Origin of the sequence: Polaromonas sp. (assembly GCF_030680935.1) — a bacterium.
Lineage (GTDB): Bacteria > Pseudomonadota > Gammaproteobacteria > Burkholderiales > Burkholderiaceae_C > Polaromonas.
In genome coordinates, this window is record NZ_JAUXUP010000001.1 from 1 (window position 1) to 19,831 (window position 19,831).

Below are 19,831 nucleotides of genomic sequence, written 5' to 3' on the forward strand. Positions count from 1 at the left end.
CCCTCCGGCGTCTCTTCCTTTTTCCAGAACGGCGCCTGGGTCTTGAGGTAATCCATCAAAAACGCGCAGGCCTGACAGCTCTCGCCGCGGTGGGCCGAACTCACCGCCACCAGCACGATCTGGTCCAGCGGCTGCAACAGGCCGACACGATGGATCACACGCGCGCCGTAGATGTCGAAACGTTTGTGTGCCTCGGCGATCATGGCCTCGATGGATTTTTCGGTCATGCCGGGGTAGTGCTCAAGTTCCATGGCACGCACATCGCATCCATCGTTGCGATCGCGAACCGTCCCCAAAAAGCTGCAGACCGCTCCAACGCGTTTGTCGCCCGCCCGCAATGCGGCAATCTCGTCGGCGAGATTGAAGTCGCCGGTCTGGATGCTCACACCTTCAGCCATCTCAACCTCCTGTCACAGGCGGGAAGAAAGCCACTTCCGCACCCTCGCTCAAGGCTGCCGACTCATCACTCATGACCTGGTCGAGCGCCAGACGCACGGCCTTGCCGCGCGCCAGAGCCTCCGCGTAAGCCGGGCCGCGTGTGATCAACTCGTCGCGCAGCCCGGACAGTGTGGTGGCCGCGGTGTCCAGCGACTCGCTGCCCTGACCGATGGCCTCGCGGACGGAAGCAAAGTACTTGACGGTGATTTTCATGACAGGTCCTTCAGCCTTCAGGACAACAACGCAGAGAACGGCAGGAACAGCACGGTATCGCCGCGGCGTATGGTCTGGCCGGCCGGGTTGTCGACCACACCCTCGCCCCAGACCGCCGAGGTCAACACGCCCGAGCTCTGGTTGGCAAACAGTTCGAGGCCCCCGGTGGTATTGCGCCGCACCCGCAAAAATTCGCGGCGTTTGTCGGCGCGCGGCCAGTCGAAATCCGCCACCAGCGGCAAGGACGCTGGCGCGAGTTCGCTGGCACCCTGCAGCTTGAGCAGGAAGGGCCGCACCAGCACCAGAAAAGTCAGGAAGCTGGACACCGGGTTGCCGGGCAAGCCGATGAAATGCGCAAAAGCCGTTTGGGCTGAGCCTGTCGAAGCCGGCCTGTTCACCCTGCCGTATGCAAACGGCTTGCCGGGCTTGATGGCGATCTGCCAGAGGTCCAGCGAGCCGAGCTGCTGCACCGCCGGCTTGATGTGGTCTTCCTCGCCCACCGACACGCCGCCGCTGGTCAGGATCAGGTCGTGGCTGGCGGCTGCGCTGCGCAGCGCGTCGAGCGTGGCGTCGCGCAGGTCCGGCACGATGCCCATGTCGGTCACCTCGCAGCCCAGGCGCAGCAGCAGTGCGCGCAGAAAAAAGCGGTTGGAGTTGTAGATCGCGCCAGGCCGCATCTGCTCCGGCGCGACCTCGCCGGGCATCACGAGTTCGTCGCCGGTGGAAAACAGCGCGACCCGCGGCTGCTTCGCCACCTGCAGCACATCCATGCCAATACTGGCTGCCAGCCCAAGCGCAGCGGGCGTGAGGCGCTCTCCTTTTGAGAGCACGGTGGCACCGCGCCTGACGTCTTCGCCGGCGCGGCGTATCCACTGGCCGGGTTGGGGAATCTGCAACACCCGCACAAAACCTTCGCGCCCGGCCACCGGCTCACAGTCCTCCTGCATCACCACCGCATCGGCACCGGCGGGCACCGGCGCACCGGTGAAAATGCGCGCTACCGTGCCGGACTCCAGCGCACCGCCGCTGCTGCCGGCCGGGATGCGCTGCGAAACCCGCAGCGCCACGCCTTCGTCGGACAGCTCGGTACTGCGCACCGCGTAACCGTCCATGGCGCTGTTGTCCTCGGGCGGCACCTGCAGGGCCGAGACCACGTCCACGGCCAGCACGCGGCCATCGGCGTCAAAGGTGGAGACAGTGTCGCTGCCCACCGGCGGGACGGCATGGGCCAGCAGTTCTGCCAGCGCGTCGTCCAGCGAGCGCAGCGGCGCACGCCCGGGCGAAGCGGCAAGAGCGGCGGTCGAGGTGTTCATGCGTAGTGATTGGCGTTGTAGACAAACCGGCTCTGATTGTCGACCAGCCACTGCGCCACGGCATCGGGCGCATTCAAATCCAGCACCGGCCTCAGGGTGGTTTCCGGAAGTTGCGCTGGCGAGTCGGTGGCGATGGCGACCACAAAATCGTCGTCCGGGTAACGTACCGGCTTGCCGGATTCGGCGCGCCAGACCTCGACCTTGAGCAGGTCACTGCTCTTGAACCCCTCGACCAGCACCCAGTCCACCCCGTCGTAGAGCTCGGCGATCAGGTGATGCACGCTCAGTGCAGCAGGCTGCTCGAACTCGCGCATCAGCGCAAGCCGCCGGTCCGACGCCACCACCACTTCGAAGGCGCCGGCCTCGCGGTGCCGGTGCGTGTCCTTGCCAGGATGGTCGATGTCGAAATTGTGGTGCGCGTGTTTGACGACCGACACCCGCAAGCCGCGCAGCTTGAGCGCAGGAATCAGGCTCTCGACCAGCGTTGTTTTACCCGAACCGGAATAGCCGGCAAATGCAACCACGTTCATAAAACAGTTTTCACCAATCCTGGTTAGCTATCAATTTCATAGCTGCTTGCGCTTTCCCGACATGGGCTGGAGGCCGATTTAGCTCACATGTTTGGCGATGTAGGCCTGCACCAGGGCGACGTCGGCAGGCATGACCTGCACCCGTTTGGGCAGGGCCTCGATGCCATCGAACTTCGCCGGCCGGTCGGGCAGGCGGCCCAGCGCCTCCTGGATCGTCTCGGCAAACTTGATCGGCAAGGCGGTCTCCAGCACCACCATGGGCACGCCGGGCTGCACGTGAAGACGCGCGACCTTCAGGCCATCGGCCGTGTGGGTGTCAATCATGCTGCCGAACCGCTGGAAGGTGTCGCGAATGGTCTCCAGCCTGTCGGCGTGTGTGCTTTTGCCGCTGGCAAAGCCGTAGTGCTGCGCCGCCGACTGGAACACCGCGTCGCCGCTGAGGTCGAAGCAGCCTTGCCTGGAGAGTTGCGCACCGAACAGGTCGGCCACACGCACCGCATCGCGGCCCAGCAGGTCGAACACAAACCGCTCGAAGTTGGACGCCTTGGAAATGTCCATCGACGGGCTGGAAGTCTCATGCGTGTCGGCGCTGGCCCGCACGCGGTAGACGCCGGTCCGGAAAAATTCGTCGAGCACATCGTTCTCGTTGGTCGCGACCACCAGCTTCGCGATCGGCAGGCCCATCATGCGCGCCACATGGCCGGCGCAGACATTGCCGAAGTTACCAGACGGAACGGTGAAGCTGACGCGAGGGAGAGCGGTCCCCTTCAAGGCCGGGCCGCGGATCTGGCTTTGCCAGTCCGCAGGCGCAGTGGCCCCCTCGGGGGGCAGCGCAGTACGCGAAGCGACAAGCGTGGGGGCCACATTCGTGGCCTGGAAGTAACCGGCAAAGTAGTAGACGACTTGCGCCATCAGGCGCGCCCAGTTGATCGAGTTGACCGTGCCTATGCGGTACTTGCGCTTGAAGTCCAGGTCATTGGACACCGCCTTGACGATGTCCTGGCAATCGTCAAACACGCCTTCGATCGCGATGTTGTGGATGTTGGCATCCTGCAGACTGAACATCTGTGCCTGCTGAAAGGGGCTCATGCGGCCCTGCGGCGAGGTCATGAAAACGCGCACGCCTTTTTTTCCGCGCATCGCGTATTCAGCGGCGCTGCCGGTGTCACCGCTGGTCGCGCCCAGAATGTTGAGCTCTTCGCCACGGCGTGCCAGCTCGTATTCAAACAGGTTGCCCAACAGCTGCATTGCCATGTCCTTGAAGGCCAGGGTGGGGCCGTTGGACAGAGCCTCCAGGTACAACTCCGTTCGTGCTGAGCTCGTCGAAGCATCTTCGAGCTTGCGCAGCGGAACGATCTCCCGGGTGCCGAACACCTCTTCGGTGTAGGTCTTCTCGCAAATCGCCCTCAGGTCAGCCGCAGGAATGTCGTCGATGTACAGCGACAACACCTCGAACGCCAGGCCCGCATACGGCAGGCCGCGCCATTTCTCAAGCGTTGCGGCGTCAACCTGTGGATAGGTCTCGGGCAAATAAAGCCCGCCATCGGGTGCCAGGCCTTCGAGCAGGATTTCGCAGAACTGTTTGCGGTCCGCATGGCCGCGGGTCGACAAATATTTCATCAGGCGAGTTCTTCCTTGCGGATGCGCGTGATCGGCGACAGCACGGTCGGCAGCGCCTGTATCTGCACCAGGGCGCTGTTCATCTTGGCTTCCACACAGTCGTGCGTCAGGATGATCAGGTCGGTCTGGGTCGCGCCTTCGCCACCCACCTCGTCAGCCTCTCGCTGCAGCATCGCGTCGATGCTGATGCCGGCTTCGGCCAGGATGCCGGTCACTTTGGCCAGCACGCCGGCCTCATCGGCCACGTTCAGGCGCAGGTAATAACTGGTCACCACTTCGCTCATGGCCAGCACCGGTGTGTCGCTCATCGACTGCGGCTGGAAAGCCAGGTGCGGCACACGCTGCGCAGCATTGGCGCCGTCAAGGCGTGCGATATCGACCAGATCGGCAATCACCGCGCTGGCTGTCGGCTCGCTGCCTGCCCCTTTGCCGTAATACAAGGTGGTGCCAACGGCATCACCCTGCACCACCACGGCGTTCATGGCCCCTTCCACATTGGCGATCAGCCGTTTGACCGGCACCAGGCTGGGGTGCACACGCAGCTCAATGCCCTTGGCTGTGCGTTTGGTGATACCCAGCAGCTTGATGCGGTAGCCGAGTTGTTCCGCGTATTTGATGTCCTGTGCGCCCAGCTTGGTGATGCCTTCGACATAGGCCTTGTCAAACTGCACCGGAATGCCAAAGGCAATCGCCGACATCAAGGTGGCCTTGTGCGCGGCGTCCACGCCCTCGATGTCGAAGGTCGGGTCGGCCTCGGCGTAACCCAGACGCTGCGCTTCTTTCAGCACCACATCAAAGTCCAGGCCCTTGTCGCGCATTTCGCTGAGGATGAAATTGGTGGTGCCGTTGATGATGCCGGCAATCCACTGGATGCGATTGGCCGTCAGACCCTCGCGCAGCGCCTTGATGATGGGGATGCCGCCGGCCACGGCCGCTTCAAACGCGACCATCACACCCTTGCGGTGTGCTGCTGCAAAAATTTCGGTACCGTGCACAGCCAGCAGCGCCTTGTTGGCGGTGACCACATGTTTGCCGGCCTCGATCGCTTCCAGCACCAGCGCTTTGGCAATGCCGTAACCACCGATCAGTTCGATGACGATGTCGATCTCGGGGTTGGCGATGATCTTGCGCGCGTCGTCCACCACCGTGATGCCGGCGCCCGCAGCGGCCTGCGCACGCGCGGTGTCCAGGTCGGCCACCATCGCAATCTCGATGCTGCGGCCGGCGCGGCGGAAGATTTCTTCCTGGTTGCGTTTGAGCACGGTAAACACACCGCTGCCCACCGTGCCCATGCCCAGCAGGCCTACCTTGATTGGTTTCAGAGTTGTTGAAGTCATGTTTTTTGTATCAAATAATTACAGCGCCTGACCAAGGGCCAAGCGGCCGGCGGTCAGCTTTTTCTGCGGGATTCCAGAAATTTGGCAATCCGGCCAATCGCTTCGCGCAAGTCTTCCTCATGCGGCAAAAAGACAATGCGAAAGTGGTCGGGCGCGGCCCAGTTGAAGCCCGTGCCCTGCACCAGCATGACCTTGGTCTCCTTGAGCAGCTCCAGGAAAAACTGGCGGTCGTCGGTGATCGGGTACACCTTGGGGTCCAGCCTGGGAAACATGTACAGCGCTGCGCTCGGCTTGACGCAACTCACACCGGGAATGGCGGTGATCAGCTCATAGGCCAGGTCGCGCTGCCGGCGCAGGCGCCCGCCTTCGCAGGTCAGGTCATTGATGCTCTGGTAACCGCCCAGTGCCGTCTGAATGGCCCACTGGCCGGGCACGTTGGAACACAGCTTCATGTTGGCCAGCATGTTCAGGCCCTCGATGTAGTCCTGTGCCTGCTTTTTCGGCCCCGACACCACCAGCCAACCGGCGCGGTATCCGCAAGAGCGGTAACTTTTGGACAGCGAGTTGAAGGTCAGGGTCAACACGTCGGTCGACAAGCTGGCAATGGCCGTGTGTTTGACGCCGTCGTACAAGACCTTGTCGTATACCTCGTCGGCCAGGATCACCAGGCCGTGCTCGCGCGCAATCGCCACGATGCCCTTGAGCAATTCGTCGGAATACAAGGCGCCGGTCGGGTTGTTCGGGTTGATGACCACGATGGCCTTGGTTTTGGGCGTGATCTTGGCGCGAATATCGGCCAGATTGGGCATCCAGCCGTTGTCTTCGTCGCACAGGTAGTGCACTGGCGTGCCGCCCGACAGGCTGGTTGAAGCCGTCCACAAGGGGTAGTCGGGGGAAGGCAACAACAACTCGTCACCGTTGTCCAGCAGCGCATTGGTGGCCATCGAGATCAGCTCGCTGGCGCCGTTGCCCAGGTAAATGTCGTCCAGCGTGACACCCTTGATGCCCTGCTTTTGGGTCTCGTGCATCACGGCCTTGCGCGCCGCAAAAATGCCTTTGCTGTCCGAATATCCGGCCGAAGCAGGCAGGTTACGGATCATGTCCTGCTGTACCTCTTCGGGTGCGTCAAAACCAAACACCGCAAGGTTGCCGAGGTTGAGCTTGATGAGCTTTTGACCTTCTTCCTCCATCTGCTTGGCCGCGTCCATGATCGGGCCGCGGATGTCGTACAGCACATTGGCCAGCTTGGCGGATTTGGTGATCGGTTTCATGTCGCTTTGGTGAGATGAAGGCACAAACCGGGGTACTGCGACCCTTCTGCCAACTGGAACAAGGGGGAGGCATGCGGGCCGCAGCCCCGGAAAAAACGGGCGGAATCTATAATTTGACCACATAAAACCGCGATTTCGCGGGCTCCTCCCCCTCACCCACCCAAGCCCATACCGCATGAAACTGCAACCCGACCAACTCGACATGCAATCGATTCTTGGCTATGGCCCCGGCTGGATCGGCATTGGCGGCAAGGGCGGGACCGAGAAAATCGAGCGCAGCATTGTGCTGGGTTCACGTGGGGAGAAATTTGACTGGTTGTGCAGCCGTTTTGAAGACCTGAGGGCTGAACACTTTGAACGCCTGGCCGAAACCCGGCCTGAACTGGTAATTTTTGGCAGTGGCAGCCGTTTGCGCTTCCCGCCGCCCGCCTTTTTGGGCAGCCTGATGGCCGCACGCATCGGCCTGGAGACCATGGACACCCTCGCCGCTTGCCGCACTTACAACATCCTGGCTGGCGAAGGCCGAAATGTCGTGGCGGCCTTGCTGATTGAGACGGCGGACAGTCCCCCAGAGTGACGCGGGGGCTTTCAGGGTAAAATCTTGGGTTGCGTTTGGTGCCACATGCGGTTGACTCCCCAAGTCAAGGCCAACATGTTGCAGCCTTAGGCCAACGGCTAATTACAACTACTTTCGTCAGGGTCCAAGCAGTATGGCAGTCGTCGTCAATAAACCACTCCCCGAATTTGAAGCCAACGCCACCAGCGGCGTCAAGGTTTCCAACCAAACCCACCTCGGCCACGTCGTGGTTCTGTATTTCTACCCCAAAGACAACACCCCCGGCTGCACGACGGAGGCCATGCAGTTCCGTGACCGCTACAAGGACTTCGTCAAGGCCGGCGCCACTGTGTTTGGTGTCTCGCGCGACAACATGAAGTCGCACGATGAATTCAAGGCCAAGCTCGAGCTGCCTTTTGAGCTGATCGCCGACACCGAAGAAAAAATGTGCCACATGTTCGGTGTGGTCAAAAACAAGCTCATGTACGGCAAGAAGGTCAAGGGCATTGAGCGCAGCACCTTCCTTGTGGGGGCCGACGGCATGCTCAAGGAAGAGTGGCGCGGCCTGAAAGTGCCCGGCCATGTGGACGACGTGCTCAAGGCCGTCAAGGGTCTGAAAAAAGCCGCCTGAAAAGGGCTGTAAAAAAGACCCTTTACAGAGCCGCTTTGATGACACAGGAGTCGTGTATAGTGACTTCATGCTGTTGACCTTAGCGACTGCGCCCACCGAAAAAGCCGCCCTGGCCTCCAGGCGGCTTTTTCGCTTTTTGAAACCTATTTCAGCGAGCCTCAAGCAATATGCCCTTGCCACCCGCCCCGACCAAACGTGCCGCTTTGCTCTCAGCCGACGCCCTCGATGCGCCGGCCCGTTCGCATTCCAAGGCCGCGCGAAAGACGGAGCACACCGAGCCCGACCAGCAGCCCGTTGCGCTTGAGCTGTTTGACAGCCGCTCAGGCGGCGGCGAGGCCGAGCATCCCACCGCCTACCTGAACAGAGCCCCTTCACGCCCTGGAAAACCCGGCGCTGCCACTTATCAGAAACACGACACCCCGGCGCCCAGCCGCCCGGAGCCGGTGGCCAAAGCCAAAAAACCGAAACACACCGGCCCAACCAAGCTGTTTGTGCTGGACACCAACGTGCTGATGCACGACCCGATGTGCCTGTTCCGTTTTGAAGAGCACGACATCTTTTTGCCCATGATCGTGCTGGAAGAGCTGGACGGCCACAAGAAGGGCATGACCGAGGTGGCGCGCAATGCGCGCCAGACCAGCCGCACGCTGGACGCGCTGGCCGGCACCAATGGCGCCGACATTGCCAAGGGACTGAAACTCGACACCACCGGCCACCGCGAAGCCGGCGGCTGCCTGTTTTTCCAGACCAAGCCGCTGGACTATTCCCTGCCCATGAGCCTGCCCCAGGGCAAGGCAGACAACCAGATCCTCGGCGTGGTCGAAGCCCTGCGCAAGGAACATGCACCGCGTGAAGTGGTGCTGGTGTCCAAAGACATCAACATGCGCGTCAAGGCCAGAGCCTTGGGCCTGGCCACCGACGACTACCAGAACGACAAGACGCTGGAAGACGGCGACATGTTGTACGCCGGCTCGCTGGCGCTGCCGACCGACTTCTGGACGCGCCAGAGCAAAACGATCGAGAGCTGGCAACAGGGCAGCCACACCTTCTACCGCATCACCGGCCCGATTGTCGGCAGCCTGCTGATCAACCAGTTTGTATTTTTTGAAGCACCGGGCGAGCCACCGCTGTATGCCCGCGTGACAGAAATCCGCGCCAAAACTGCGGTGCTGAAAACACTCAAGGACTACACCCACCTGAAAAACGCGGTGTGGGGCATCACCACGCGCAACCGTGAGCAGAACTTCGCGATGAACCTGCTGATGGACCCGGAGGTCGACTTCGTCACCCTGGCCGGCACGGCCGGCACCGGCAAAACCCTGATGGCCCTGGCCAGCGGCCTGACCCAGGTGCTGGACGACCGCCGCTACACCGAGATCATCATGACCCGGGCCACAGTCAGCGTGGGCGAAGACATCGGTTTTCTGCCGGGCACGGAAGAAGAAAAGATGGGCCCGTGGATGGGCGCACTCGACGACAACCTGGAAGTGCTGGGCAAAAACGACAGCGGCTCCGGCGAATGGGGGCGCGCCGCCACCAACGAGCTGATCCGCTCACGCATCAAGGTCAAGAGCATGAACTTCATGCGCGGACGTACCTTTTTGAACAAGTACGTGATCATCGACGAGGCGCAAAACCTGACGCCCAAGCAGATGAAAACACTGATCACGCGCGCCGGCCCCGGCACAAAAATCATATGCATGGGCAATCTGGCGCAAATCGACACGCCTTATCTGACCGAAGGTTCGTCCGGCATGACCTTCGCAGTGGACCGCTTCAAAGGCTGGCCGCATGGCGGGCATATCACGCTGGCGCGCGGGGAGCGCTCGCGGCTGGCGGATTTTGCCAGCGAGGTGCTCTGACAGCAGGCCTGCGGATGACCCGCACGCGCTGAGCCATGGACGAAGCCGGCAAGCATCGCAGCATCGACGCCGGGGCCATCCCCTCGGCGCTCGACCTGGCCCTGCTGCGACAAGCCATCGCGCTGTCAGCCGAGTCACGCGCCAAGGGACACCACCCCTTTGCGGCGCTGGTGGCCGATGAAACCGGCAAGGTCATCGCCATCGCTGGCAACAACTCCCTGCCGCCGCAAGGCGACCCGACCCAACATGCCGAACTGGCAGCCGCCGCGCTGGCAGCCCGCGCCTTGCCGCCGGAGCAGTTGGCCAAATGCACGCTGTACACCAGTGCGGAACCCTGCTGCATGTGCGCCGGTGCGATCTACTGGTGCAACATCGGCCGCGTCGTCTACGGCCTGTCCGAGGGCAAGCTGCTGGAAATGACCGGCGCCCATCCGGAGAATCCGACCCTGTCCCTTCCCTGCAGGCAGGTCTTTGCAACCGGACATCGATCCATCGAAGTGCTGGGCCCGCTGCTGGAAGACGAAGCCGCCGTGCCGCATCACGGCTTCTGGAACAAAAGCAGCTAGCGCTGCCTTTTATTCTTCGCCAGCTTCACCGGTCCTTTCGGTGCCAGCCCCAGCGCCGCACGCGCCAGCGCATCGGCCTCGGCATTGCGGTGCCGTGGTATCCAGTGCAGCGAAGTGCGCGTAAAGGTGCCCAGCAAGGCGCCCAGTTCCGAATACAGAGCGGCCAGCCGCTGCACTGGCGGCGCGGCGCCCGCGCCAAGTTGCGCCACCAGCAGGCTGCTGTCCGTGTAAATCTGCAGCGCAGTCGCCCCGCGCGCCCGCGCCTCGCGCAGCGCCAGCATCAGCGCCCGCGCCTCCGCCTCGTTGTTGCACCCGCGCGCATCCGTTGCCTTCGAAAGCTCATGCCGCGTGCCGTCAGGCGCGACAAGCACCGCACCCAGGCCCATGCGGCCGGGATTGGGCACAGCGCTGCCGTCGCAGTGGATGATCCAGTCGATAGAGAAAGCCAAGAAATTTTCCAATGCCAAATTTCACTTATTCAGATGCGGTATGGCACAGCGCTCCAGCGCGTAGAGAGTCCCATTTCAATACAACAACAGAAAATAAAAAACCCGCCGAAGCGGGTTTTTCTGACTGATGCCTGCGCATCAACCCATGTGCAAACCACCATTGAGCGAGAAGTCAGCACCCGTCGCGTAACCGCCTTCATCCGACGCAATCCACGAAATGATGGAGGCGATTTCTTCCGGGGTGCCGAGGCGTTTGGCGGGTACGCCGGCAACAATTTTCTCAAGCACGTCGGGGCGAATGGCTTTGACCATGTCGGTACCGATGTAGCCCGGGCTCACGGTGTTGACGGTCACGCCCTTGCTGGCGACCTCTTGCGCCAGCGCCATGGTGAAGCCGTGCAGGCCAGCCTTGGCGGTCGAGTAGTTGACCTGGCCGAACTGGCCCTTCTGGCCATTGACCGACGAGATGTTGACGATGCGCCCGTAGCCACCTTCGATCATGCCTTCGATCACCTGCTTGGTGACGTTGAACATGCTGTCGAGGTTGGTGGAGATGACGGCATCCCAGTCGGCCTTGCTCATCTTGCGAAACTGGCCGTCGCGCGTGATGCCGGCGTTGTTGACCAGCACGCTGACCGGGCCGTGGTCGGCCTTGACTTTGTCAAACGCAGCAACGGTGGAGTCCCAGTCGCCGACATTGCCGACCGATGTGTAGAAGGTGTAACCGAGCGCTTTTTGCTCGTCTATCCATTTGGTGAAGTCACGTGTGGGGCCGCAACCGGCCACCACGGTGAAGCCGTCCTTGTGCAGGCGCTGGCAGATGGCGGTTCCAATGCCGCCCATGCCGCCGGTGACGTACGCTACTCGTTTTGCCATGTCTTGCTCCTTGATTTATTGGTTCTGAAAGCAGTTGAAAAGAAGCTTTGATGACCTCGCCTTGGCGGAAATTTGCTATTAAATAAATAGCTGATTACGCGCATTCTGCAAGGGCCACAAGCACTTTTTACCTCATATTTAGCGTTCCAGTGTGAGGGCAACCCCCATGCCGCCGCCGATACACAGGCTGGCAATGCCTTTTTTGGCGTCGCGGCGGACCATCTCGTGAATCAGCGTGACCAGGATGCGGCAACCGGACGCACCAATCGGGTGGCCAATGGCAATGGCGCCACCGTTGACGTTGACCTTGCTGGTGTCCCAACCCATCTCCTTGTTGACGGCGCAGGCCTGCGCAGCAAAGGCTTCGTTGATCTCCAGCAGGTCCAGGTCTTGTGCTTTCCAGCCGGCGCGCTGCAGGGCCTTGGTCGAAGCGGGCACCGGACCCATGCCCATGAAAGCGGGGTCCAGGCCGCTGGTGGCGTAGCTGGCAATGCGGGCCAGCGGTTTGAGTCCCAGGGCAGCGGCTTTTTTGGCCGTCATCACCATCACGGCTGCAGCGCCGTCGTTGATGCCGGAGGCATTGCCTGCGGTCACGCCGCCGGCTTTGTCGAATGCCGGGCGCAGGCCGGCAAGACCGTCGGCAGTGCTTTTGCGGTTAATGAATTCATCGGCAGCAAAAACGATGGGGTCGCCTTTTTTCTGGGCGATGGAAAACGGAACAATCTCGTCCTTGAACTTGCCGGCGTCCTGCGCGGCCATGGCTTTGGTCTGGCTGGCCAGGGCCAGCGCGTCCTGCATCTCGCGGGTCACGCCGTATTTTTTGGCGACGTTTTCAGCGGTGATGCCCATGTGGTACTGGTTGTAGACGTCCCACAGGCCGTCCACAATCATGGAGTCGATCATTTTCCAGTCGCCCATGCGCTGGCCGTCGCGCGAGCCGTTGAGCACATGTGGCGCAGCGCTCATGTTCTCCTGACCGCCGGCAATGACGATTTCGCTGTCGCCGGTAGCCACAGCCTGGGCGGCCAGCATGACGGCCTTCAGGCCAGAGCCGCAGACCGCGTTGATGGTCAGGCCGGGAATGGCATGGGGAAAGCCGGCTTTGACGACGCTTTGGCGCGCGGGGTTCTGGCCCACGCCAGCCGCCAGCACCTGGCCCATGATGACTTCGCCGATCAGGTCTGGCGACAGGCCTGAGCGCTCGGCCACGGCCTTGATAACGGCTGCGCCCAGCTCGGTGGCCGGGGTTTTGGCCAGGCTGCCGCCGAACTTGCCGACGGCGGTGCGGGCGGCTGAAACGATAACGATGTCTTCCATGATTTACTTTCTACAGTTGAATTTTTCGGGTTTCAGGCCTTGGCCTTGACGTAGCGGCCGGGTGCGGCCTCGATGGCTTTGAACTTGCGACTGCCGTACGTTTTTGGTGCGGCAATCTGTTTGCCGGCATGGCCTTGAAGCCAGTCTGACCAGTCGGTCCACCAGCTGCCAGGGTGCTCTTTGGCGCCCTTGAGCCACTCGGCCTGCGTGGCGGGAAACTTGCCCTGGGGCAGTTTGTCGTATGTCCAGTGGCTGCGTTTTTTCTTGGCGGGCGGGTTGATGACGCCCGCAATGTGGCCTGAAGCGCCCATGACAAAACGCTTTTTGCCGGGCAACACCTGCGTGCTGGCATAAGCGCCGCCCACAGGCACGATGTGGTCTTCACGCGAGCCGTAGATGTAGGCGGGCATGTCCACCTTGCGCAGATCGACTTTTTGGCCGCACACCGTCAGCTTGCCCGGTTTGGCCAGGTTGTTTTCAAAATAGGTGTTGCGCAAATACCAGGCGTAAAACGGGCCCGGCAGGTTGGTCGAGTCGCTGTTCCAGTACAGCAGGTCAAAAGGCGGCGGCGTTTCGCCCTTGAGGTAGTTGCCAACCACGTAGTTCCACACCAGGTCGTTGGGGCGTAAAAAGCTGAAGGTGGATGCCAGGTCCTGTCCCTTGAGCAGGCCGCCCTTGCCCATCTGCATCTCGCGGTAGCTGACGGACTGCTCGTCAATAAAAATGTCCAGGATGCCTGTGTCGCTGAACTCCAGCAGGGAGGTCAAAAAGGTGGCGCTGGTCACTGGCTTTTCTCCGCGCGCAGCCAGCACCGCCAGCGCGGTGGCCAAAATCGTGCCGCCCACACAAAAGCCCAGCCCATTGATGGTTTTGGCGCCAGTGATCTCTTGCGTGACTTCAATCGCCTTGATGGCGGCGTGTTCTATGTAGTCGTCCCAGGTTTTTTCGGCCATGGACTCGTCAGGGTTGCGCCAGCTCACCACAAAGGTGCGGTGGCCCTGGGCCACGGCATAACGAATCAATGAGTTATCGGGTTGCAGGTCCAGAATGTAGAACTTGTTGATGCAGGGGGGCACCAGCAAGAAGGGTTTTTCGTACACCTTGGCTGTCAGCGGTTTGTATTCGATGAGCTGGAAAATTTCGTTTTCAAAAACGACTGCGCCTTCGGTGGTGGCGACGTTTTTGCCGACCTCGAAGACGCTTTCGTCGGTCATGGACACATGGCCCTGCTTCAGGTCGTGCAGCAGGTTGGTCAGGCCTTGGGCAATACTTTCGCCTTGGGTGTCGATGGCTTTTTTCTGCGCCTCTGCGTTGAGCGCCAGAAAGTTGCTGGGTGCAGCTGCGGCCATGGCCTGCTCCACCGCAAAACGCACACGGGCTTTTGTCTTTTCGTCGCCCTCTACCGCGTCTGCCAGTCCCATCAGGGTACGGGCATTGAGCAGGTAGGCCGATGCGGCAAATTGCGCCACCGGGTTGCTGTGCCAGGCTTCAGCCGCAAAACGCCGGTCGGTTGACACTGCGGGGCTGGCGCCAGCCTGCAGGCCGCTGTTCCACAGCGTACCCATGTCTTTCAGGTAGCTCTGCTGGATTTCAAGCAGTTTGGCCGGATCGATTTGCAGCGGCGGCGCCGCGGCCTTCAGCCCATCCAGGCCCATGGGCGCAAAACCCGGCGGCGTGCCCAGCCCGACACCAGCCATGGCACCCATCATCTGTTTCAGACCCAGGGCGAAGGTCTCCTGGACTTGTTGGGCGGATTGCGCCAGGTTTGGGTCAGAATTCATGCTTGTCTCCCCGGGTGGTGACGGGCTCTGGTGATGGGGTCTGTACAGAGCTGTTATACCCGCAGCAGGACCCGTACTGCAACCCGGAGGTAGCGGAACAAAATGAAAGTGATGGCTTCGTGCCCAGGGCAAGGCGCAAGCCGCAGCGAAGGCTGACAGCCTTCTCAAGGGTTGCAACGCCGCAATGGGTGCGAAGACGCGCTTTCATGTTTCGATATTTTCGGGTTGCAGTACTAGTATCGGGGAAAACCTTTTCCGGCTCATGACAGGGCGCAAAAATTTATGTATTTGATTGTCATCGCGTGGATGTATGTGGTGCTCATGATGAGCGTCGCGGAAGCCACCCACTCCACAGGCACGCTGCTGGGCGCAGTCATCACCTTTGTACTTTATGGGGTCGGGCCGGTGTCATTGGTGGTTTACCTGATGCGCGCGCCCGCCAGACGCAAGGCGATCAAGGCGCGCGAGGCAGCCGAAACCGCCACGGCGGACCCCGAGGCACATCGACCCGATTCATTCGCGCCAGATGCAGGCGGCCATGCGGCCGGTAGTGTGGTGCCCGTTGCCGTGGATCCCAGCGTCGCGCCGGTGCGAAAAGAACCTTGAGGCATTGCCCACCGTGCACCAGGGTGCGGAGCTGTTGTTGCCGTAAATCCGGGTGATCCCCAGCGCCTGCAGTTGCAGCCGGGCCAGCCTGGCCAGATCGGCCAGGTATTTGCCGGGGGCAGCCGCCGTAAAGCAGGCACCAGTCTGGGGCGACGCATCGGTAAAAGCGTGTCTCACTTCGGCACCCACCTCAAACGCGGTCGGGCCAATGCAGGGGCCCAACCACGCTATGGTATTGATAGCTGTTTGCGCAGGTCCCATATGGGCCAAAGCCGTAAACGACGCATAAGTTTTCTCCAGAATGCCGCTACCCTGCGAGCCGGCCAGCCCGCGCCAGCCCGCATGCGCAGCGGCCACCACAGAACCGTCCAGCGTGCTTAGCAGCACTGGCAGGCAATCGGCCACCATGATGGTGCATGCGACGCCACGCTGGCTGGTCACAGCGGCGTCGGCTTGCTGGCCGTGTGGGCTGTCGGCCTCGAGAGTCAAGACCTTCGTGCCATGCACCTGCTGCAAGAACACCGGCGTGGCACCGAGGGCCTGGCCCAGCATGGCGCGGTTGGCGGCGACGCTGGCTGGTTCGTCACCCACATGGTCACCCAGATTCAGGCTGTCATGGGGAACCATCGACACGCCGCCGGCGCGGGTGGTGAACAGGGTTCGCACGCCGGCGGGCGCGGGCCAGTCGGGAATCAGCCAGTCGGGGTGCACGGTCTCCCTCAGGCCTCGCTGTCCGGGCATGCCGAGGGTTGGGCTTTCTGGAAAGCCTCGAGCGCCATGCAGGCTTCGTAAGCGGCCATGGTGCGGGTCAGGCCGTCGAAGTTCACCTTGAAACGCTGGGCGTTGAAGATTTGCGGCACCAGACAGCAGTCCGCCAGGGTCGGCGTCTCGCCATAACTGTAGGTGGATGGGGGGAGCTGGCCGAGCTGGCGCTCGAAAGCTTCCAGGCCTTCGCGGCACCAGTGCCGGTACCAGGTGTTTTTGGCGTCCTCATCGACCTTGAGTTCACGCACCAGATACTTGAGCACACGCAGATTGTTCAGCGGGTGAATCTCACAGGCGATCGACTGCGCCAGCGCACGGACTTTGGCGCGGCCCAGCGCGTCGGCCGGCAGCAGCGGTACGGCCGGATGGGTCTCGTCGATGTACTCGATGATGGCCATGGACTGCGACAGGCGCTCGCCCTCATCGGTTTGCAGCATGGGCACCAGCATGTCGGCCGACACCGCGGAATAGGCTTCTTTTCGGTGATCGCCCTTGGCGATGTGAACCGGGAGGTAGTCGTAGGGCAGACCCTTGAGCTGCAGCGCGATGCGCACGCGGTAGGACGCAGAGGAGCGGAAATAGTTGTAAAGCTTCATGGGGAAAGCATAAAGGAAACGAATCGCCTGCGCGACTGACGCGCGGACAGGCCGCCGCTACCATTCAGTCTGCACGTCAAGCAGCATCAAATTTTTCCCGTTCGCACTGCGCCTGGCCTGTCCTGAGCTTGTTGGAGGGCCGAAGTGCTGTGCAAATTGCAGAAGGCTTCGACAGGCTCAGCCCGAACGGATACCCCAAGGAGATACCCATGAGCACCATCACCACCCTCACCAACCACCAGGTCCGACTGGCCAGCCGCCCCGTGGGCCTGCCGACCCGCGACAACTGGAGCTTCACCACCGAGCCCGTTGCCGAGCCCGGCCCCGGTGGCGTCCTTGTCAAAACCCTGAGCCTATCGCTGGACCCCGCCATGCGCGGCTGGATGAACGAAGGCAAAAGCTACATCCCGCCAGTCGAGATCGGCGCCGTCATGCGCGCTGGCGGCGTCGGCAAGGTGATCGCCTCCAACAACGCCGCCTTTGCGGTGGGCGACTATGTCAATGCCGGACTGGACGTGCAGGAGTACTGCCTGATTCCCGAAGCGCAGATCAAGCGCAGCGGCATGTTCAAGATCGACCCGCGCATGGGCCTGACGGCCTGGCTCAACGTGCTGGGCATGCCCGGCATGACCGGTTACTTCGGCCTGATGGATGTGGGCCAGCCAAAAGCCGACGAAACGGTGGTGGTCTCGGGCGCGGCGGGCGCCGTCGGCCAGACGGTCGGTCAGATCGCCAAACTCAAGGGCTGCCGCGTGGTGGGCATAGCGGGTGGCAAGGCCAAGTGCGACTGGGTGGTTAATGAGCTGGGCTTTGACGCCTGCATCGACTACAAGGCCGGCGACGTCAAGGCCGGGCTCAAGGAACACTGCCCCAAGGGCGTGGACATCTATTTCGACAACGTCGGCGGCGACATCCTCGACGCCGTGCTGACACGCATCACGCGCGGCGCCCGCATCATCATTTGCGGCGCCATCAGCCAGTACAACAACACCACGCCGGTCAAGGGACCAGCCAACTACCTGTCGCTGCTGGTCAACCGCGCGCGCATGGAAGGCATTGTGGTGTTTGACTACGCCGACCGTTATCCGCTGGCGATTGCCGAGATGGCCGGTTACCTCAAGGACGGCAAGATGAAAAGCAAGGAGGACGTGGTGGACGGTATCGAGAACTTCCCCGAAACCCTGCTCAAGCTCTTTAACGGCGAGAACTTCGGCAAGCTGGTGCTGCAGGTGGCAAAGGATTGACCGTTCGCCCTGAGCTTGTCGAAGGGATCTTCGTCAAGCTCAGGACAGGCTTCGACAGGCTCAGCCCGAACGGCGGGTTGTCATGAGTAGCGAACCGATCAATGGCCCACCAGCCAACGCGCCGCAGCCACCGTCGCCGCGCCGGTCACCGCGGCGGCCAGGTCGTTGCGCACCAGCTTCATCACCAGCCCCACCGCCAGCAAGGCCAGCATTTCCGGCAGCTTGCCCGAGGTAGCGGCTGGCGTCACGATGCCCACCATCACCGACAACGGGATGGCCTTGAGTGCAGCCTCCACACGCGGCGTGATGCGCACGTAGCCCATCAACAAAAAGCCGCTGATGCGGCAGGCAAAAGACGCCAGTGCCATGCCGATCAGCGCCAGCAGAAAAGTCGATTCAACGGCCATGGCGCCACGCTCCCATCAAGCCGCCCGCGATGCCCGCGCCGACGATGTACCAGGCACCCGGCAGCAGCCGGTGCAGGGTCAGCGCCACCAGCCCGGCCGCGGCGACCGGCCACAGATCGGACTTGCCGCGCCAAAGCACCATGCCGATCGCCGCGGCAAACGCCACCAGCATGAAGTCGAGGCCAAAGGCTGCAGGGTTGGGCACGCTGCCCGCCAGCAGGTGGCCGAGCAGGGTGCCGCCGATCCAGGGGACAAACATCGCCACGCCGGAGCCGAGCACATAGCCCGCATCGCGGAAACCGGTTTCGTACTCGCGCATGGCCATGGCCCAATTACCGTCGCCGAGGAAAAACAGCGAGCCCCAGCTCTGATGCCGCGGCAGGCCCGCCAGCCAGGGCTGGAGGGCTGCGCCGTACAGGACATAACGCGCATTCATGACCAAAATCGTGACGATGACGGGCGTAACGGCTGCCGTAGCGGTCCAGCCCTGCAGCGCTGCAAGTTGTGCGCTGCCTGAATAAACGGCGGCGCTCATCAGCATGGCCTGCAGCCAGCTCATGCCGCGCTCGCTGGCCAGCACGCCAAAGACCATCGCATACAAGGTGATGCCCGGCGCCATCACCTGCGCGGCGAAAAAGCCGCGGCGCACACCGGCAGCGGTAAAGCTGACAGCTGCTTTTGTCAACGCCCCACCACCAGGCGAATGGCCGGCAACACGCGCTCGGCCTCGGCCCGGCGCTCCAGCGCCATGCGCATGTTCATCTGCGCAACTTCGGTGTGTTCAGTGGCCAGCGCCTGCGCGCGTGCGCCCTCACCCGCCTTGAGCGCGGCGAACAGCATGTGGTGCTGGCGATGCGCATACAGCATCCAGTCGCGGTCCAGCGTGACCGTGCCCTGCATGGGCAGCATGGCCGAAGCCGGTGCAAACGGCAGTTTGTCGTTCAGGGCCACGGCGCGCTGCAGCGCGCGGTTGCCGCTGGCTTGCAGTACCAGCGCATGGAAGCGGTCATTCACCACCGCGTAGGCCGCATAACTTTCAAAATCGAGCGGGTTGGCGGCAAGCGCCAGGTCCCCCTCGGCCAGGCAAGCCTGCAACTCGGCCTGCAACTGGCGCGAGACACCGTGTTCGGCCACCAGACGCGCCGCCATGCCTTCAAGGTGCCCCCGCACCGCAATCGCATCGGCCACCTCGCGCGGCGTGAACTGGCGCACCAGAAACTTGCCGGTGTCGTTGGCCTCGACCAGGCCCTCCTGCTCCAGCGTCACCAGCGCGGCACGAACCGGTGTACGCGAAGCGCCCAGGCGCTCGGCCAGTTGCTGCTCGGCCAGGCGCTGACCCGGCTCGAATTCGCCACGCAGGATCAGGTCGCGCAACTGGATCAATACCGTCTCTTGCAAGTTCATGGCGCGGACTGTACACTGAATTTTAATTTTGGTATACCGTTTTTAGAAA

Annotated in this window: 22 protein-coding genes; 6 read left to right on the forward strand and 16 right to left on the reverse strand. The window is 62.2% G+C overall.

Annotated features, from left to right (window positions below; translation table 11 throughout):
• From Q8L50_RS00005 to Q8L50_RS00035, 7 genes are all read right to left on the reverse strand, one after another.
• Window positions 1-398 (reverse strand): molybdenum cofactor biosynthesis protein MoaE (locus Q8L50_RS00005; protein ID WP_305346589.1); only part of this gene is annotated, 398 nt, incomplete at its 3' end.
• Window position 399: 1 nt separating this feature from the next.
• Window positions 400-651, reverse strand: coding sequence for a molybdopterin converting factor subunit 1 (moaD, locus tag Q8L50_RS00010; protein WP_305346590.1), 252 nt, complete (start codon window positions 649-651; stop codon window positions 400-402).
• 17 nt (window positions 652-668) lie between these two features.
• On the reverse strand, window positions 669-1,964 hold the full coding sequence (gene glp / locus Q8L50_RS00015) for a gephyrin-like molybdotransferase Glp (protein ID WP_305346591.1): 1,296 nt from the start codon (window positions 1,962-1,964) through the stop codon (window positions 669-671).
• Window positions 1,961-2,494 (reverse strand): molybdopterin-guanine dinucleotide biosynthesis protein B, encoded by a 534-nt coding sequence (gene mobB / locus Q8L50_RS00020; RefSeq protein ID WP_305346592.1) that lies wholly within the window; start codon window positions 2,492-2,494, stop codon window positions 1,961-1,963. The genes glp and mobB overlap by 4 nt, the downstream gene beginning before the upstream one ends.
• Window positions 2,495-2,572: 78 nt before the next feature.
• Window positions 2,573-4,114: a threonine synthase gene (locus Q8L50_RS00025; protein WP_305346593.1), complete on the reverse strand. Its 1,542-nt coding sequence runs from the start codon at window positions 4,112-4,114 to the stop codon at window positions 2,573-2,575.
• Window positions 4,114-5,436 carry a homoserine dehydrogenase gene (locus Q8L50_RS00030; protein ID WP_305346617.1) on the reverse strand — a complete coding sequence of 441 codons (1,323 nt, stop codon included), beginning with the start codon at window positions 5,434-5,436 and terminating at the stop codon, window positions 4,114-4,116. Before Q8L50_RS00030 ends, Q8L50_RS00025 begins: the two co-directional genes overlap by 1 nt.
• Before the next feature lie 68 nt (window positions 5,437-5,504).
• Complete coding sequence (locus tag Q8L50_RS00035) at window positions 5,505-6,722, reverse strand: pyridoxal phosphate-dependent aminotransferase (RefSeq protein ID WP_305346594.1); 1,218 nt, start codon at window positions 6,720-6,722, stop codon at window positions 5,505-5,507.
• A 175-nt stretch (window positions 6,723-6,897) separates the two neighbouring features.
• Between Q8L50_RS00035 and Q8L50_RS00040 the strand changes: the two genes are divergently transcribed.
• From Q8L50_RS00040 to Q8L50_RS00055, 4 genes are all read left to right on the forward strand, one after another.
• Window positions 6,898-7,299 (forward strand): Mth938-like domain-containing protein, encoded by a 402-nt coding sequence (locus Q8L50_RS00040; protein WP_305272777.1) that lies wholly within the window; start codon window positions 6,898-6,900, stop codon window positions 7,297-7,299.
• A gap of 133 nt (window positions 7,300-7,432) precedes the next feature.
• Complete coding sequence (locus Q8L50_RS00045) at window positions 7,433-7,909, forward strand: peroxiredoxin (protein WP_305346595.1); 477 nt, start codon at window positions 7,433-7,435, stop codon at window positions 7,907-7,909.
• 167 nt (window positions 7,910-8,076) lie between these two features.
• A complete protein-coding gene (locus Q8L50_RS00050; RefSeq protein ID WP_305346596.1) occupies window positions 8,077-9,771 on the forward strand; it encodes a PhoH family protein in 1,695 nt (564 codons plus the stop codon).
• Window positions 9,772-9,806: 35 nt separating this feature from the next.
• Entirely contained in the window at window positions 9,807-10,337 is a 531-nt protein-coding gene (locus tag Q8L50_RS00055) for a nucleoside deaminase (RefSeq protein ID WP_305346597.1), read from the forward strand.
• Here Q8L50_RS00055 and Q8L50_RS00060 read toward each other — a convergent pair.
• From Q8L50_RS00060 to phaC, 4 genes are all read right to left on the reverse strand, one after another.
• Entirely contained in the window at window positions 10,334-10,786 is a 453-nt protein-coding gene (locus Q8L50_RS00060; RefSeq protein WP_305346598.1) for a ribonuclease HI family protein, read from the reverse strand. The genes Q8L50_RS00055 and Q8L50_RS00060 overlap by 4 nt on opposite strands.
• 138 nt (window positions 10,787-10,924) lie before the next feature.
• On the reverse strand, window positions 10,925-11,662 hold the full coding sequence (phbB, locus tag Q8L50_RS00065; protein WP_305346599.1) for an acetoacetyl-CoA reductase: 738 nt from the start codon (window positions 11,660-11,662) through the stop codon (window positions 10,925-10,927).
• Window positions 11,663-11,800: 138 nt separating this feature from the next.
• Complete coding sequence (locus tag Q8L50_RS00070; RefSeq protein WP_305346600.1) at window positions 11,801-12,979, reverse strand: acetyl-CoA C-acetyltransferase; 1,179 nt, start codon at window positions 12,977-12,979, stop codon at window positions 11,801-11,803.
• A 32-nt stretch (window positions 12,980-13,011) separates the two neighbouring features.
• Window positions 13,012-14,760 carry a class I poly(R)-hydroxyalkanoic acid synthase gene (phaC, locus tag Q8L50_RS00075; protein WP_305346601.1) on the reverse strand — a complete coding sequence of 583 codons (1,749 nt, stop codon included), beginning with the start codon at window positions 14,758-14,760 and terminating at the stop codon, window positions 13,012-13,014.
• Between the two features lie 282 nt (window positions 14,761-15,042).
• On the opposite strand from phaC, the gene Q8L50_RS00080 reads away from it, so the two are divergent.
• Window positions 15,043-15,366 (forward strand): hypothetical protein, encoded by a 324-nt coding sequence (locus Q8L50_RS00080; protein WP_305346602.1) that lies wholly within the window; start codon window positions 15,043-15,045, stop codon window positions 15,364-15,366.
• On the opposite strand, the gene pgeF is transcribed toward Q8L50_RS00080, so the two are convergent.
• Window positions 15,274-16,107, reverse strand: a complete 834-nt coding sequence (pgeF, locus tag Q8L50_RS00085; protein ID WP_305346603.1) for a peptidoglycan editing factor PgeF — start codon at window positions 16,105-16,107, stop codon at window positions 15,274-15,276. The two genes, Q8L50_RS00080 and pgeF, sit on opposite strands and share 93 nt — an antisense overlap.
• Window positions 16,086-16,727: a maleylacetoacetate isomerase gene (maiA, locus tag Q8L50_RS00090; protein WP_305346604.1), complete on the reverse strand. Its 642-nt coding sequence runs from the start codon at window positions 16,725-16,727 to the stop codon at window positions 16,086-16,088. Before maiA ends, pgeF begins: the two co-directional genes overlap by 22 nt.
• A 209-nt stretch (window positions 16,728-16,936) precedes the next feature.
• Between maiA and Q8L50_RS00095 the strand changes: the two genes are divergently transcribed.
• Window positions 16,937-17,971: an NADP-dependent oxidoreductase gene (locus Q8L50_RS00095; RefSeq protein ID WP_305346605.1), complete on the forward strand. Its 1,035-nt coding sequence runs from the start codon at window positions 16,937-16,939 to the stop codon at window positions 17,969-17,971.
• Window positions 17,972-18,069: 98 nt separating this feature from the next.
• Here the strand turns inward: Q8L50_RS00095 and Q8L50_RS00100 are convergent, their stop codons facing one another.
• Genes Q8L50_RS00100 through Q8L50_RS00110 form a run of 3 tightly spaced genes read right to left on the reverse strand, consistent with a single transcriptional unit; the run spans window position 18,070 to window position 19,782 of the window.
• Window positions 18,070-18,378: an AzlD family protein gene (locus tag Q8L50_RS00100; protein WP_305346606.1), complete on the reverse strand. Its 309-nt coding sequence runs from the start codon at window positions 18,376-18,378 to the stop codon at window positions 18,070-18,072.
• The gene (locus Q8L50_RS00105) at window positions 18,368-19,063 is read right to left on the reverse strand and encodes an AzlC family ABC transporter permease (RefSeq protein WP_305346607.1); all 696 of its coding nucleotides are present in this window, start codon (window positions 19,061-19,063) and stop codon (window positions 18,368-18,370) included. Before Q8L50_RS00105 ends, Q8L50_RS00100 begins: the two co-directional genes overlap by 11 nt.
• Entirely contained in the window at window positions 19,060-19,782 is a 723-nt protein-coding gene (locus Q8L50_RS00110) for a GntR family transcriptional regulator (RefSeq protein WP_305346608.1), read from the reverse strand. Before Q8L50_RS00110 ends, Q8L50_RS00105 begins: the two co-directional genes overlap by 4 nt.
• Window positions 19,783-19,831 lie beyond the last annotated feature (49 nt).

Excerpts from the sequence above, each read along its gene's own strand:
- moaD (WP_305346590.1), bottom strand. The coding sequence starts at position 651 with ATGAAAATCACCGTCAAGTACTTTGCTTCCGTCCGCGAGGCCATCGGT.
- glp (WP_305346591.1), bottom strand. The coding sequence starts at position 1,964 with ATGAACACCTCGACCGCCGCTCTTGCCGCTTCGCCCGGGCGTGCGCCG.
- mobB (WP_305346592.1), bottom strand. The coding sequence starts at position 2,494 with ATGAACGTGGTTGCATTTGCCGGCTATTCCGGTTCGGGTAAAACAACG.
- Q8L50_RS00025 (WP_305346593.1), bottom strand. The coding sequence starts at position 4,114 with ATGAAATATTTGTCGACCCGCGGCCATGCGGACCGCAAACAGTTCTGC.
- Q8L50_RS00035 (WP_305346594.1), bottom strand. The coding sequence starts at position 6,722 with ATGAAACCGATCACCAAATCCGCCAAGCTGGCCAATGTGCTGTACGAC.
- Q8L50_RS00040 (WP_305272777.1), top strand. The coding sequence starts at position 6,898 with ATGAAACTGCAACCCGACCAACTCGACATGCAATCGATTCTTGGCTAT.
- Q8L50_RS00045 (WP_305346595.1), top strand. The coding sequence starts at position 7,433 with ATGGCAGTCGTCGTCAATAAACCACTCCCCGAATTTGAAGCCAACGCC.
- Q8L50_RS00050 (WP_305346596.1), top strand. The coding sequence starts at position 8,077 with ATGCCCTTGCCACCCGCCCCGACCAAACGTGCCGCTTTGCTCTCAGCC.
- Q8L50_RS00055 (WP_305346597.1), top strand. The coding sequence starts at position 9,807 with ATGGACGAAGCCGGCAAGCATCGCAGCATCGACGCCGGGGCCATCCCC.
- phbB (WP_305346599.1), bottom strand. The coding sequence starts at position 11,662 with ATGGCAAAACGAGTAGCGTACGTCACCGGCGGCATGGGCGGCATTGGA.
- Q8L50_RS00070 (WP_305346600.1), bottom strand. The coding sequence starts at position 12,979 with ATGGAAGACATCGTTATCGTTTCAGCCGCCCGCACCGCCGTCGGCAAG.
- phaC (WP_305346601.1), bottom strand. The coding sequence starts at position 14,760 with ATGAATTCTGACCCAAACCTGGCGCAATCCGCCCAACAAGTCCAGGAG.
- Q8L50_RS00080 (WP_305346602.1), top strand. The coding sequence starts at position 15,043 with ATGTATTTGATTGTCATCGCGTGGATGTATGTGGTGCTCATGATGAGC.
- pgeF (WP_305346603.1), bottom strand. The coding sequence starts at position 16,107 with ATGCCCGGACAGCGAGGCCTGAGGGAGACCGTGCACCCCGACTGGCTG.
- maiA (WP_305346604.1), bottom strand. The coding sequence starts at position 16,727 with ATGAAGCTTTACAACTATTTCCGCTCCTCTGCGTCCTACCGCGTGCGC.
- Q8L50_RS00095 (WP_305346605.1), top strand. The coding sequence starts at position 16,937 with ATGAGCACCATCACCACCCTCACCAACCACCAGGTCCGACTGGCCAGC.
- Q8L50_RS00100 (WP_305346606.1), bottom strand. The coding sequence starts at position 18,378 with ATGGCCGTTGAATCGACTTTTCTGCTGGCGCTGATCGGCATGGCACTG.
- Q8L50_RS00110 (WP_305346608.1), bottom strand. The coding sequence starts at position 19,782 with ATGAACTTGCAAGAGACGGTATTGATCCAGTTGCGCGACCTGATCCTG.